7 protein-coding genes are annotated in these 14,567 nt (G+C 37.4%); 5 read left to right on the forward strand and 2 right to left on the reverse strand.

Annotated features, from left to right (window positions below):
* Positions 1-52 precede the first annotated feature (52 nt).
* Positions 53-5,173 carry an alpha-2-macroglobulin family protein gene (locus tag F3H01_RS07080; protein WP_149725288.1) on the reverse strand — a complete coding sequence of 1,707 codons (5,121 nt, stop codon included), beginning with the start codon at positions 5,171-5,173 and terminating at the stop codon, positions 53-55.
* Between the two features lies 1 nt (position 5,174).
* The gene (gene pbpC, locus F3H01_RS07085; protein WP_149725289.1) at positions 5,175-7,343 is read right to left on the reverse strand and encodes a penicillin-binding protein 1C; all 2,169 of its coding nucleotides are present in this window, start codon (positions 7,341-7,343) and stop codon (positions 5,175-5,177) included.
* A 65-nt stretch (positions 7,344-7,408) separates the two neighbouring features.
* Here pbpC and F3H01_RS07090 point away from each other — a divergent pair, with 65 nt between their 5' ends.
* Genes F3H01_RS07090 through F3H01_RS07110 form a run of 5 tightly spaced genes read left to right on the forward strand, consistent with a single transcriptional unit; the run spans position 7,409 to position 14,193 of the window.
* Positions 7,409-9,442 carry an ATP-dependent helicase gene (locus tag F3H01_RS07090; RefSeq protein WP_149725290.1) on the forward strand — a complete coding sequence of 678 codons (2,034 nt, stop codon included), beginning with the start codon at positions 7,409-7,411 and terminating at the stop codon, positions 9,440-9,442.
* A 54-nt stretch (positions 9,443-9,496) separates the two neighbouring features.
* Positions 9,497-10,690: an efflux RND transporter periplasmic adaptor subunit gene (locus F3H01_RS07095; protein WP_149725291.1), complete on the forward strand. Its 1,194-nt coding sequence runs from the start codon at positions 9,497-9,499 to the stop codon at positions 10,688-10,690.
* Complete coding sequence (locus F3H01_RS07100) at positions 10,691-12,619, forward strand: MacB family efflux pump subunit (protein WP_149725292.1); 1,929 nt, start codon at positions 10,691-10,693, stop codon at positions 12,617-12,619.
* Between the two features lies 1 nt (position 12,620).
* On the forward strand, positions 12,621-13,967 hold the full coding sequence (locus F3H01_RS07105; RefSeq protein WP_149725293.1) for a TolC family protein: 1,347 nt from the start codon (positions 12,621-12,623) through the stop codon (positions 13,965-13,967).
* Positions 13,968-13,971: 4 nt separating this feature from the next.
* Positions 13,972-14,193 carry a hypothetical protein gene (locus F3H01_RS07110; protein ID WP_223155387.1) on the forward strand — a complete coding sequence of 74 codons (222 nt, stop codon included), beginning with the start codon at positions 13,972-13,974 and terminating at the stop codon, positions 14,191-14,193.
* The last annotated feature ends 374 nt before the right edge of the window (positions 14,194-14,567 follow it).

A 14,567-nucleotide genomic window follows, 5' to 3' on the forward strand; every position in this document is an offset into this window, starting at 1 on the left:
AAGTGGGGAAATATGGGCTTGGGGCGGTTAAACGCCCCAAAATTTATATGGCTTATTTAACAGTAAAGCTTCGCTGAGCTAGGTCGTAGTCGTTTTGCCTTTCGTTATACATATTTTCAGTAGTGACTGCGCCAAGTGAGCATTTACCGCCAAGTCTTACACGATAAGGCGTATAAAGCACAGCCTCTCTCTTATCGCTATCTAATGCATAAAAACTTAAAACGCGATCATCTTTTATACTTTGATATTCAAGCTCAATGCTATCTTTAAGGCTCTTATTAAAACCACTTAAATTTTCATTTATCGGCTCAAAGCAGCTACTTACTATCTCGTTTATTACGCCATTTTTAACCATAGCTTTAGAATTTATCACTATTTTTGAATAGACAACATCATTTACTCTTAGGCTGTCAAGACCTAGCTCTTTGCCTTTTTCATCGACAAACGTTCTATAAACATCAAGCTCTTTTGGCTCTATTTTATGTTTAATCTCAAGTGGCACATAAGCGTAGCTTAAAATAGTGGCATATAGCTTGTTTTCGCCAAGTGGTGTAATGGTGAAATTTCCATCTTTTGCTGTAAATGATACGCTTAAAAGGCCATCAAATTCTTTGCTTTCGCCATTGTAGCTAAGCTTAAATTTATTATTTTTCTCACCAACATCTTTGCCAAAGTAGGCATTTAGCGCTCTAAGTGTAAAAGCGCGCTCTTGCGTTGAGCTAAGCTCATTTAAATTTGTGATCAAGAAATTTGCAAGATCATCTGAGTAGTCGTTTTTCTCAAAATATTTTGCGTGCAGATACAAGATAAATGCACTATCTCTCATCTTTGAGCCAAAGCTAGAATAATCCCTGCTGTAATCAGCTACCTGAGCTTTTTTGATATCTTTTAGCGCCACCTTTGCTTCGTCATTTAAGCCGTTTAGCTTTAGAGCTGCTGCCATTAGATATTTATTAAGTGCAGTCGTATTGTAAGCCTTGTGGTCATAAATTTTATTTAGCACTGATTTATCAGCAACATTTGCGCGGGAGCTTACATAAATAGCATATAGGGCTTCAATATCTGTATTTGTATATTTTAAGAGCGAATTTAATGCTCTTTGCTTTACATTTTTATTTAGCTCATATCCAGCCTCTTCAAGATCAAGCAGCACATCAGTTGCATAGATCGAAGCAAATGCATTAGTACTACTTAGATCGCTCCAGTAGCCAAAGCTACCATCTGGTTTTTGCATCTTAATTAGCTCGCTCATTCCGCTTGTAATAAACCTCTTTTGATCATTTTTTTCAAGCTCATCTTTTGGCTTTAAATTTAAAAGTGCAAGTAGCCTTGAACTTCTTTGCTCAGCACATCCGTAAGGGTACTCGACTAAATTTCTAGAAGCTGCCAAAAGTACACTTGAGACCGAGCTTGACGCATCTATACTAACATTGTGAAAGCCTTTTGGAAGCGAGATCATGCTCTCTTTGTCAAAGACGCTACTTTTTGCATAGGTGCTTATCGTATAAGGATTAACTACATCAAGTAAATTTTGAGCAGTTTTTGAGCTATTTTTGTCGCTTATTGTTATATTGTATTCGCCAGCTCCAGCTTCAAGAGCTGAAATTTTAAATGTAAAGGCTTTATTTTCAAGCGGCTTTAAATTCACATTTTCTTTTGTTTTGATGTTTAAATTTTTACTGCTAGCCACTTTTATGGTTAAATTTTTATCCTCATTTGTTGTGTTTATGAGCCTTAAGTTTGCATTTAGCTCATCGCCTTTTAACAGATAAACTAACGCACTTGGCTTAATAATCACATCATCTTTTACTAAAATTTCTTTATTTACAGCGTTCATGCCAGTTTCATTATTTGCCACGACATCTACTCTAATGGCAGAGTTAAAGCCATTTGGCGTTTTAAACTCGTATGAAATTTCACCATTATCGTCAGCTTGAAGGCTTACTAAATTTGCATATGTTTTTATCTTCTTGCTATCGACTGGGCTAGCATGTTTTGCCATCTTTGCCTCCATAGCAAGTGCTGCCATATCGCCACCAAAGCTTAATGTCTTGCCCTCGACTTTATAGTTTGTGAGCATATTATAAATGTCATAGTCAAAGACACCATCTGGTAAAATTTTGTCAAAAAATTTAAGTGGATCGGCTGGCTTTTGTGACGTTATATCAAGTACGCCAACATCTGTGATAAATAAATTTACATAAGCTTTTGGCTTTGTTTTTAGTGAAATTTTTATATTTTCATCGCTTTTTGCTGTATTTGGTGCATCAAGGCTTAGATCAAGTATCCTTGATGACTTATCGGCCTTAGCATAAACCTTGCCGTAAGTCCTAAACGGAGTTAATCCACCATCTGTCATGCGGTAGATATTTGCACTCACGTAAAGTCCACTAAAATCAAAATCAAGTTTAAATTTCACATTTGCTGAGTTATTCTTTATTTTAACAACCTTGTAAGCTTTCACGCCACCATCTTCAAGTGTAACAAGGGCGATACCTTCTTTTATAGCTGAGCTTATATCAGCACTTAGTTCATCGCCTTTTTTGTAGATATTTTTATTTAGTTTGATTTGAGATTTGCTAAGCTCTTTTGTAGGTGCTAGAGTCGAGTAGTTGTAGCCACTTACGTCCATATCAAGGCTTGTGCTTGCTCCACTTACTAGATTTGTAGCGATGATCACATATGAGCCGCTTTGTGTAAATTTGTAGCTAAACTCGCCATTATCTTTATAAAAATTATCCACATCTTCTAGCGTTTGAAACCACTTTATATAGCCATTTACATCTCTTTGGTATTGCCAAGTAACACGCTTTATTTCAAATTTTAAATTTGATTTTACGGCCTTTTGACTTGACATATCTACCACAACCGTTCTTATTTTTACATCTTCGTTTGGCTCAGCAAATGTCGTGCTTGCTGCGATACCAACCATATCTTTGTAAGGATAGAGAGTAAAGCTTTTTGTATCGCTTACGTTTTTGCCGTCATCATTTACATTGAAATTTATCACGCCTGTTATGATAGAAGAGGCATTTTTAGTGCTAAAGCTAAGATCTATCATTTGGCTTGATTTACCATCTTTTGAAAGGGTGAGATCATTCTCAAAAGATGGATAAGCACTTGGTTTTAGCGTATTGTTTTTAAATTTATACTCTTTAAACTCGCTATTTTTATATTCATCATCAAAAAAGCTCACCTGCATGCTGCCATCAAGCTCGCTAGCAGCGCCACCAAAGAGATAGTTACTAGCTAGATTGGCTCTAACAAGCTCATTTGCAAAAAATTTATCTCTCTCAAGCGTTATCTCATTTTTTATCCTATTTGGCATAAAACTCTCAACAAAAAATGGCACATTTGAGATCACTTTGCTTGCGTAAATTACTTGCATATTAAATCTACCGCTTAGATCGCTTAGTATCTCTTTTTCAAAATTTACCATGCCAACGTCATTTGTATTTTTTGGAATTTCAGCGCTACTTTTGCCTTGTGGATCGAAAAATTTTATCTTTATAGGCATATTTTTTAAAGAATTAAAATCTCTATCTCTTAGATAGATTGCACCCTTTAAACTCTCATTTGGTCTTATGATATTTGAAGCAAAATGAACATACGCATCGATACTCTCACTGGCATTTTGGCTCATAAATTTCGCTTCATTTAGCGCTTCGTCTTCTTTTAAAATAAGAAAATTTTGCTCTTTTCCAAGAGAGACAACCACTGAGGAGATATCTTTGTAAATATCTTTTTTGTTAAATTTAAAAACGCCTATATCATTTGTCGCACCAACTGCGATTTCTTCGTTCTTTTTGCCATAAATTTTCACATTTGCGTTTGGAAGCATTGTATTTTCGCCAAGACGATTTGCAAATACAAAAATTTCATCCTTGCCAAGCTTTGCATTTACGGCGATATCACTTAGATAGACTACTTTTGAGACGCTCTTATCCTTGCCGTAGTTTAAATTTATCTTATAAACGCCGTCTCCAGCTCCAGCAAAGTCAAGTTTGATTTTATTTAGAGAAATTTTATTTAATGCGCCATCAAGTTTATAGCTTTTGCTTGCCACTTTTGTGCTGAAGTTACTTAACTCTTCGTTATTGTCATTAAAATTTAAAAAATATCTAAAATTTTGATCGCTTAGCTTTTCAATGCTTACATTTAACTCAGGCAAATTTGCACTTCTGATACCGATTTCGCCAACACTTGAGATATATGGCTCATTATTTATAAAATTTGCAAATGGAGTAAAATTGCCAGCTACTACTTCATAGCTACTTTCTTCTCTTACCACATTTCTATCATCGCCAAAGCCTGGTTTAATGGTGATTTCATAACTATTTTGTGGCTTAAAATCGTCACTTGTAATATCAATGTAGTAATAATACTCGCTAAGCTCTGAGTTTTCTTCATAGCTGTCACTATATTTAACGTCACTAATACTAAAGTTTTTTACACCTTTAATGTTTATAAATTTTTTTAAGTTAATATCGTCATCAAGCCAATTTTTTAGATAAATTCTAAAGCCCAAGATGCCATTATCAAGGCTCACTGGATAAATTTCTGGTATCTCAAGACTCTTTGCATTATCATTTATATTTACGCTTTCTTCGCTTATTTCATCGGCAAAATTTACTATCGTTTCACCTGAAAGCGTTGCACCAAATTTGCTCTCAAATTTTTCACCAAAATCAAAAACTGGATTGCTTAAATTTTTATCAAGATTAAGCTCAAAGCTATTGTTAGAAAGCTCAATCACTTTAAATTTTGCATCTTTTACGGCAATATTTTTGATAGCTTCAATATTTACTTCATCATTAAATTTAAGTATATATTTACTATCGCTTATTTTTTCTATCTTTGTTAGCTCAAATTCTTTCGTGGCAAAACTAGCAGTGCTTCCATTTTCAAGCTTGCAGCTGTAATCCAAACCAGCATGCATATCTTTTGTAAAAAGTAGCAAGCTTTGACTATTAAATCTAACCGTACCATTTAACGCTGGTTGGCACAAAAGTAGCTTTTTATCGCTTAGCATACCAACAAAATTTTTATCGACTTTATCTTCTAGTCCAAACTCTACGCTTAGGGGCGATTTTATCTGTGCTGTACCATTTAGGCTCAAAGCATATAAATTTGTCATTCCCAAAAGTGCTAGAAGCGCTACTTTTTGCCACATTTTATCTCCTTATTTTTATTGTTATTTCACTTTGATTTGAGTTTTGATCAAGGCATTTTATGCTGTGCTCGCCAAGAGTTAGATCAAACTTTTTTTCGCTTGCATTTTCTATCTTAGAAAAGTTCAAATCATCTATTTTTAGGTAAATTTCATCGCCTAAAAACGCGTAGCATTTTACCATAACTTGTGTAATATTTTCATCTGTCACTATCTCTTCATTGTCATACGGATAGGCAAAAACTGGCTTTTTATCTTTAAAAATTTCAGCGCAAGGACTTTTTTGTATCTCATCTTTATCCAAAAGCTCATTTTTAACCAAAAAATCAAGCTCTTCGCCTCTTAAACTTTCACATTTATCCTTTAAATCTACACCCTTTATCCTATCGTCAAGTGCCATTTTTTTACACTTTTCATAGTTAAAGGCATCAAGGCAGGTTGGCAGCTTTTCTATGCCATCTGGCTCACTCATAAATCTTAACTTCTCTTTTTGAGCAATTATCTTAAACATATCAAAAAGGCTCTTTGATACGTCATTTAGTCCTGTTAATTTATCAGTTTTGCTGGCATTAAAATTTCCAATCCAAATAGCAATTGTGTAATTTTCATCAACGCCTATGGCGTAAAGATCACGTGAGTTTGCGCTTGTGCCGGTTTTAAAAGCGATCTTTGGCGTGTTTTGGGCGTACTGCCAAGCATTTTTTAGATACGACCTTGAGGCTTCGCTTAGCATTTTAGCGGTTAAATAGGCACTTTGAGGTGAAATGAGAGTTACATTTTTCTCTTCATTTTTGTAGTTTTTGCCAGCAAACTCAAGTGGTCTATAAATGCCGTCATTTGCATAAATAGTATAAAGATGAGCAAGATCAAGCAGGCTCATTTCAGCACTTCCAAGCGTTATAGAAGCTCCATAATACTCCTTATTTTCATCTACCAAATTTACCTTTTCAAGTAGTTCGTAAAGCGAATTGTCTTTTAGTTTTAAGTTTAAATTTATAACCGGAATATTTAGGCTGAAATTTAGAGCATCTTTTGCGCTTACGATACCTAAAAAATCATTACTAAAATTCTTTGGAGCATACTCTTTTATATAAATTTGCGTATCTATCAACTGCGAATTTGGCGTTATAAGCCCACTATCAAGCGCAAGTGAGTAGATAAAAGGCTTTAATGTGCTGCCGGTGTTTCGCTTCATATTTAGGGCTGAGTTCCTGCCGTCACGCGCCTGCTCATCATGCGAGCCGATAAAGGCAACAACACTCATTTTTTTATTATCAATGACCACGGCTGCTGCGTTGTTTGCATTTTTAGCCTTTAGCGAAAACATCGTATCTTTTAAAATTTTAAGCATATCTTTTTGCAAATTTATATCCAAACTCGCCTTTGAAATTTGGTTTTTAAAAGCGACATTTGCATAATCTTCTGCAGTTACGATAGCTTTTGCTCTTACATTTTTAAATGGCTCTGCCTGCGCTCTTTTAAAGGCGCTAAGATCGATTAAATTTGCCTTGTAAAGCATCTTTATGACCCTATTTTTTAGAGCATTTATGTTTGAAACGCGGTCAAGTCTATTTTTATTTGGATTTTTGGGTATCGTGCTTAAAAGTGCAACCTGGGCGTAGCTAAGCTCGTTTAGCTCCTTGCCAAAGTAAAAGAAACTTGCCGCCTTTGCACCCTCGATATTGCCGCCATATGGGGCTAAATTTAGATAAAAATTTAAAATTTCATCCTTGCTAAAGTGAAACTCGAGCTGAAATGCTCTAAAAATTTCTCTTATCTTATTTTTATAACTCCTCTCATTTGGCTCAAGCATCCTAGCTACTTGCATCGTGATAGTGCTAGCGCCTATGCGGTTGTCGTTTCTTAGGTTGTGAAAAAATGCTCTAAAAATGGAGGCAAAATTTACGCCAAAATGATAGTAAAAATACCTATCCTCAAAAAGCACAACGCATTGTTTTAGCGAGTTTGGGAAGCTTTGCTCGTGAAATCTCCAAATTCCATCGCTACTAAGCTTCATATTTATGATCTCGCCATTTTTATCAAGTAAAATTTTGGCTTCGTCTTTTTTAAGCGCGTCTAAATTTAGTGGATAAATTTGATCAAGTATCAAAAAAATAGCGACCACTAAAGCCAAAAATAGGGCAAGGAATTTTAGAAATTTAAACTTTTTCATCCGCGTGATTATAGCTGTTAAAGTTTAAGTAGCTATAATTAGGCCTTTTTAAAAAAGAGGAAACAATGCCCTTATCTAGGTTAAACAAAGAACAATACACTGCCGCAACCGCGCCATTTGGACACAATCTCATCATCGCTTCAGCTGGCACTGGCAAGACTAGCACCATTGTCGCACGCATCGCTCATTTGCTAAATTTAGGCGTAAAACCAGAGAAAATTTTACTTCTAACTTTTACAAACAAAGCAGCAAGCGAAATGATAGAGCGTTTAAATAGGTATTTTGACAAGCAAATCACCTCCAAAATCACCGCAGGCACCTTTCACTCGGTCTCATTTTCGCTTTTAAAAAGCCTTGATAAAGGCGTCACGCTAAAGCAGCCAAGCGAGCTAAAGACGCTTTTAAAAAGTCTTGTTGAGAGGCGTAAATTTTACCATTTAAGCGACGTCAAGCCTTACGGCGGGGCATATCTATACGACCTTTATTCGCTCTTTCAAAACAGCGAGCAGGGCACTACTTTTGGCAAATGGATAAGCGATAAGAGCGAAGAGCAGGGGGTTTATGCTGAAATTTATGAAGACGTGCTAGAGGAGTTTGAGGCTGAAAAGGCTAAATTTTCTTACGCTGACTTTAACGACCTTCTCATAAAAATGCGTGACGAGCTAAAAAAAGGGGCAAATTTAGCTTATGATGAAATTTTGATCGACGAGTATCAAGATACAAACACGCTTCAAGGCAGCCTCATAGACGCATTTAAGACAAAGAGCCTCTTTTGCGTGGGTGATTTTGATCAAAGCATTTACGCATTTAACGGCGCAAATATCGAGATCATTGGCTCATTTAAAGATCGCTTTCCAAACGCAAATATCTACGCTTTAAATGTAAATTACCGCTCAAGCTCAAGCATACTTGCCCTTGCAAACAAGGTGATAAACAACAATCCAAGGCTTTATGAAAAGCACCTCACAGTTAGCCGTGAGGGGAATTTCAAGCCTCCAAGACTGCTAGTATATAACGAGCTTTTTGATCAGTATCAAAATATCGCCGATATCATCTCACTTTCGCCATTTAATAGAGAAAATATCGCCATAATCTTTAGAAATAACTCATCAGCCGATGGCATCGAGGTCGCGCTAAAAGAGCGAGGTATCAGCTCAAAGCGAAAGGGCGGGGTGAGCTTCTTTGAAAGCCGTGAGATCAAGGCACTCATCGATATCATGGGAATTTATGTTAATCCAAAAGATATAATGGCATTTATCCACATCTGCGAATACGCAAAGGGCGTTGGCAGCGCAGTTAGCAAGGAGATTTTTGATGCACTGCTTAAGCTTGGGCATGGAAATTTGATAAAAGGGATAGTTGAGCCAGATGAAAGCGTAAATATCTCATCAAACAAAAGGCGAAACTACCAGCTTGGCCTTTTTGACGATCTTGACGAATTTGCCGAAGTTTCAAGGTTTTCTAAACTTGGCTTTAGTGATAAATTTCTAGGTCATCCTGTGCTAAAACTACAAAAGCTAAGCGAGAGTGGGGCGCAGTTTTTATATGAAATTTACAACTTTTTAAGAGGCATGAGAAATATCTCAAAGCCAGCCACGATGATAAATGAGATAAAAACTAGCAAAATTTACTCGCTCATAGTTGAAAACATCAGCACAAAAAGGGCAACCCTAAAAAACGGCAATGTTGATCTTGCGCTTAAAGAAGAGGTCAAAGAGCGCATAATGGCAAAGAGCGTGGTGCTAAGCGAGCTAGCTAAAAAATATCAAGATATCAGTAAATTTTACAACTTCTTAGCCCTTGGAAGCAACGAAATGAGCGAAGGGCAGGGCGTTAGCTTGCTCAGCGTGCATGCGAGCAAGGGGCTTGAGTTTGACCAAGTTTTTATCGTCGATCTCGCTCAAAACCGCTTTCCAAATTTAAAGCTAATGAGCATGGGTGGCAGCCTAGAAGAAGAGAGGCGGCTCTTTTACGTAGCCGTAACTCGTGCAAAAGACGAGCTCTATCTTAGCTACGCGAAATACGACAAGATAAAGAAGGTGACCTACCAACCAAGTAGGTTTTTGATAGAGGCTGGCATGGCAAAAGAGGAAGTTTAAAGAGAATTTTAATCTTATTAAGTAAAATTGACCAATTTTTTACAAAGAGAAGCGATGAAAAAATCTAAAATTTTAATAATCCTACTTATTTTAGGCGTCGGTGGATATTTTGCTTACGATAAATTTTTTAAGGTAAAAGACGAAAAGGTGGAGTTTATCACCAAAAAGGCAAAAAAGGGCTCTTTTAGCAAGAAAGTCGATGCGACTGGAGAAATTTTTGCCACAGAGCTAGTTGATGTGGGTGCTCAGGTGAGCGGTCAGATAAAAAAGCTCTATGTTAAGCTTGGAGATCAGGTAAAAAAGGGCGATATGATCGCAAGTATCGACAGCTCAACCCAGCAAAACAGCATTGATAACAAAGAAGCTCAGCTAGCTATCTACAAAGCTCAGCTTGAAAGTGCAAAAGTGGCTCTAAATATCGCAAAAACGCAGTTTGATAGAGAAGTGGCGCTTTTTGCCAAAAACGCCACTTCAAAACAAGAATTTGAAAGTGCAAAAAATACTTATAGCACAAATAGCGCCAAGATAAAGGAGCTCGAGGCTCAGATCAAGCAGACAAATATCGAGCTAAGTACTGCTAAGATAAATTTAGGCTACACAAAGATCACCGCCCCAAGAGATGGCATAATAGTAAGCGTGCAGGTCGAAGAGGGACAGACCGTAAATGCCAATCAAACTACGCCAACTATCGTAAAGATCGCAGATCTTAGCTATGTCAAGATGAAGATGCAAATAGCTGAGGGCGACATCACAAAGATAAAAGTCGGCACGCCAGTTGAGTACTCGATCCTCTCTGAGCCAACGAAAAAATTTCAAACGACGGTTAGCTCAATCGACCCTGGCTTAACGACATTAAGCGATGGTAGCTACGGCTCTAGCAGTAGTAGCAAATCTACAAGTTCAAGCACTTCAAGCAACTCAGCTGTTTATTATTACGCGCAAAGCATAGTTGAAAATAAAGATAAAATTTTAAGAATAGGCATGACCACGCAAAATGAGCTTTTAATAGCAAACGTAAAGGATGCTATCATAGTACCAAGCATCGGCATTAAAAGAGATGAAAACGGCACGTTTGTCTATATTTTAAAAGATGGCAAAGCGATAAAAACAGCGGTCAAAACCGGCATAAAAGACAACCTCGATACGCAGATCATTAGTGGCGTAAATGAGGGTGATGAGATCATCACATCACAAGGCTCAGCAAGCGAAATAGCCAAGATGATCGAAAAAGAAAATAAGAAGTTTTAAGTGATAAGTCTAAAAAATATCACAAAAAGCTTTAAGCTAGGTGAGAATGAAATAGAAATTCTTCATGGTATAAATTTAGAGATAAAAAAGGGCGAATTTATAGCTATCATAGGTCAGTCTGGCTCTGGTAAATCAACTCTTATGAACATCCTTGGCTGCCTTGATAGCCCAAGTGGCGGGCAGTACTTACTAGATGGCAGAGATATATCAAAATTTGATAGCGACGCACTTGCTAAGCTTAGACGAGATAAATTTGGCTTTATCTTTCAAAGATATAACCTTCTTAGCACAATGAATGCTCTTGAAAATGTAGCGCTGCCAAGCATCTACGCAGGGGCAAATAAGAGCGACCGAGAAAAAAGAGGGATGGAGATTTTAGACTCTCTTGGCCTTAGCGAAAAGGCTAAAAATTTACCAAATAAACTCTCAGGCGGACAGCAGCAAAGGGTCTCCATAGCAAGGGCGCTGATGAATGGGGGCGAGATCATCTTGGCAGATGAGCCAACAGGAGCGCTTGATAGCAAAAGTGGTCTTAGAGTGATGGAAATTTTAGTGGATCTTTACAAAAAAGGTCACACCATCATCATCGTCACGCACGATCCAAAGATCGCCGAGTATGCTAGTCGTGTGATCGAGATAAAAGATGGCAATATCGTAAGCGACAATGTCAAAAGTAGCGAAATTTACGAGGCAACAAAGCAAACTCAGCCAGAAAAAAGTAAATTTACCTACTATAAAGACCAGCTCATAGAGAGCTTTAAGATGTCGGTAAGCGCGATGCTAGCTCACAAATTAAGATCGCTCTTAACCATGCTTGGCATTATAATTGGCATCACGGCGGTCATTAGCGTCGTAGCTCTTGGCAAAGGCTCACAGGAGCAAATTTTAGCTGGCATCAGAAAAATCGGCACAAATACGATCGACATAATGCCAGGAAAAGGCTTTGGCGATATGCTCTCAGGTAGGGTAAAAACGCTCTCTATAAGTGACGCAAATATGCTCTCAAAACAGTCATTTCTGGACTCAGTCACTCCAAACACAAGCACTTCAGGCGTACTAACATATGAAAATATCTCCTTAACAGCGACACTAAAGGGCGGTGGAGTAGGGAGCTTTGACGTAAATGGATTAAAGCTAGAAAAGGGAAGAATTTACGATGAGGACGAGGTTTTAAACTCAGATTCTGTTACACTAATAGATCAAAATACCAAAAACAGTATATTTAAAAACGAAGATCCTATCGGTAAGATCATACTTTTTAATAAAAAGCCACTTCGCATTATAGGCGTTTTGCAAAAAGATGAGTTTAAAATCGGCGATGCTAGCTCACTTAAAATTTATGCTCCATACACGACTGTTATAAACAAGATAACGGGCGATAAATTTATTAGCTCAATAACCGTAAAAGTAAATGAAAGCGTAAATGCTCAAATCGCAGAAAAGAGCCTGACTGATCTTTTAACGATAAAACACGGAAAAAAAGACTTCTTTACAAGAAATTCTGATAGCATCAAGCAAACGATCGAAGAGACCATCTCGACCATGCGCCTGCTCATCTCAAGCATCGCCGTCGTCTCGCTCGTAGTTGGGGGCATAGGCGTCATGAACATCATGCTAGTCTCAGTCACCGAGCGCACTAAAGAGATAGGCATAAAAATGGCGATCGGAGCTAGGCAGAGCAACATCTTGCAGCAGTTTTTGATAGAGGCGGTGCTACTTTGCTTAATTGGCGGAGCCATCGGCATCATCCTATCCTATGCGATCGGCTACATTTTCAATAACTTTTTAGATGGCTTTAGCATGATCTTTTCAAACGGCTCGATCGTGCTTGCACTTGTCACATCGATGGCGATTGGCATCATATTTGGCTATATGCCAGCTAAAAATGCCTCAAAACTAAATCCAATAGATGCGCTTTCAAGGGAGTAATATGAAATTTCTAAGCTTAGCTTTAGTGCTCGTTTTAAGCGGCTGCGCTGTTAAAAATATAGATGAAAACTACAAGCAAATTTTACTTGAAGATAATGCTAGTAGTGAGCTAAATTTAGACACTTTTTGGTGGAAGCAGTATGAGCAAAGCTATCTTGATGAGCTTGTAGAACTTGCGCTTAAAAACAACACCGACCTTGCAAAAGCAGCGATAAATGTAAATAAAGCACTCGCTCAAGCTGGAATTTTGGAGGCAAATTTAATCCCAAGCTTTAACGCTGGCATCGAGACCTCAAGCAGTAAAAACATAAAAGAGGGCGGTGCTTCTAGCAGAAATTTTGGCTCAAGTATTGGGCTTAGCTACGAGCTTGACCTTTGGCAAAAGCTAGCAAATAGCAAAGACGCAGCGATGTTTGAGGCAGATGCTACTAAATTTGATCTGGAAGCTAGTAAACTAAGCGTCATAAACTCCGTGACAGACGCTTATTTTCAAATTTTATATCTAAATGAGAGCATAAAAACTTATGAGCAAATTTTAGAAATTTATAATGAACTAAATGAGATAGTTGGGCTTAAATTTGAGCTTGGCAAAGAGGAGGCGCTAAGCTTAAAACAGATAAACTCACAGCTTTTAAGCGCTCAAAACAAGATAGAAAATGCCAAAAAAGAGCTAGTCGTAGCCAAGAAAATGCTTAGGATTTTGCTAAATGAGAGGCCGGATTTTGAGCTTAAATTTGAGGGCCTCACGCTAAGTCCTATAAAAAAAGTGGGCGTTGATCTAGATGTGCCAACAAGCGCCATAGCAAACCGCCCTGATATAAGAGCGGCCATTTACCGCATAGAAGAGGGCATCTTAAACTACAAAGTGAGCCAAAAGGAGTTCTATCCAAGCATCACGCTAGGAGCCAGCCTTAAAAGCAGCACCGACAAAAAAGAGGAAGCCTTTAACCTTAAATTTCTAAATGGCAACATAGCTCTGAATTTACCATTTTTAAACTATCACAAGCTAAAGTCAAATTTAAAGGTTAGCGAGGCAAATTTCGAGCTTGCAAAGCTAAACTACATAAGCACTCTAAATAGCGCATTAAACGAGATAGACGCATTTTACAAAGGCTACCTAAACGACGAAGCGCTGCTTATAAACTATCAAGAGCAGATAAAAAACTATGAGGAAATTTCAAAAATTTACGAGCTAAAATATTCCTACGGTAAGGTAGAACTAAAAGAATTTTTAGAGGCAAAAAATAGTGAGCTAGAAGCCAAAATAGGGCTATTAAAAGCAAAATACACGCTTTTACAAGATGAGCTAAATATCTATAAAGCTATGGCAGGCAAATTTAATAGGTAAATTTATGAGCTCAGCTTGGGACTACGAGGCAAATGCGTATAGCAGTGATGGCAAATTTAGCGCCAAATTTGAAGGCTGTGAGGTTGCTATGGGCGCTCCAACCCTTGGCGAACTAAGGCTTTTTATAAATAGCGAGCACTGTCTAAAATTAAAAATGAGCCTTCAAACCACGAAAAAAAACTATCAAATTTTGAGGATAAAATTTAACTCACGCACTTTAGCTTGAAAAATAGTTTTCAGGCGTGTTTTCATAAAAAGTTAACGCAAATTTTGGTTTTATAGTTGCACTGATATCAAATTTAACTCTTTGCTTCAAAATTTAACGCACAAGATCACTATTTGGCACACAAAAACAGATATCACGCATTTATTCTATTCTATGCTACTCTTAAATTTAACACACAAGATCGCCTTATTAGCTTTTTATAAAAAAATTGCTTTGGATTAAAATTTACATCCAAAAACGCCAGCTTGAGCGAGCGCTTTATGTACATTTATCGCAGTTTTTGCAAGGTTAGTGCTCTGCGCTTAAAAGCAAGAACCACAAACTCCAAAGATAGCTCTTGCTCACTTTTTCAAAATAGGGTAGATCAAATTTTA

This window comes from Campylobacter concisus, assembly GCF_902460875.1.
GTDB classification, from domain to species: domain Bacteria; phylum Campylobacterota; class Campylobacteria; order Campylobacterales; family Campylobacteraceae; genus Campylobacter_A; species Campylobacter_A concisus_AA.